The sequence below is a fragment of the Pleomorphochaeta sp. DL1XJH-081 genome, from assembly GCF_049310885.1.
Lineage (GTDB): Bacteria > Spirochaetota > Spirochaetia > Sphaerochaetales > Sphaerochaetaceae > CAYZJV01.
On the sequence record NZ_JBMDYO010000062.1, the window covers coordinates 1 to 280 of the forward strand.

1 protein-coding gene is annotated in these 280 nt (G+C 43.6%); it reads left to right on the forward strand.

Annotated features, from left to right (window positions below):
• Positions 1-280, forward strand: a 280-nt coding sequence (locus ACODJP_RS13910) for an MFS transporter (protein WP_422482516.1), incomplete at both ends; no start/stop codon positions are given.

Consider the following 280-nt stretch of genomic DNA (forward strand, 5'->3'; position numbering starts at 1 on the left):
TCACTTGGGTACAAACGGTTTATTTAATTGCCGAGATTATTGCGATTCCAATGTCGAGTATTGTCTCGCGAGTGCTTTCAACACGGGTGTATTACACCATGTGTGCAATAGGTTTTACGGTCAGTTCTTTACTTTGTGCTTTGTCATGGAACTTGGAAAGTTTACTGGTGTTCCGTGGCATTCAAGGCTTTATGGGTGGCGGGATGATTCCGACTTCCATGACGGCGTTGTATTTACTGTTTCCAGAACCAAAACGCTCATTACCTTTGGTCATGTTTGG